This is a genomic window from Salifodinibacter halophilus (assembly GCA_012999515.1).
Taxonomy (GTDB): domain Bacteria; phylum Pseudomonadota; class Gammaproteobacteria; order Nevskiales; family Salinisphaeraceae; genus Salifodinibacter; species Salifodinibacter halophilus.
On record JABEEB010000145.1, the window covers coordinates 1 to 293 of the forward strand.

1 protein-coding gene is annotated in these 293 nt (G+C 66.9%); it reads right to left on the reverse strand.

Annotated features, from left to right (window positions below; translation table 11 throughout):
- Window positions 1–268 (reverse strand): hypothetical protein (locus HKX41_11075; GenBank protein NNC24673.1); only part of this gene is annotated, 268 nt, incomplete at its 3' end.
- Window positions 269–293 lie beyond the last annotated feature (25 nt).

Genomic DNA, 293 nt, shown 5'->3' on the forward strand with positions numbered 1-293 from the left:
CCGGCCAGACCACCTTGAAGGTGCTGCCCGGCGGCAAGGTCGAGAACGGCGCGCCGCTCTGGGCGCGATAGACCGCCGCGATCTGCGCCGCGCTCAACGAGCGCCGCTCGGATTTGGAGTCCACCGACGTCACCGCGACCTGTCCCAGCTCGCGGTAGTCCGCGCCGAACACGTCGATCATCACGCCGGCCGCGCCGACCGAGTAGGCGCTCAACAACAACGCCCAGAACCCGATCTTGGCCGTGCGCTTGAAATGCTCGCGTTTCATTTGGTCCTCTCTTCGCCAGTCAGCG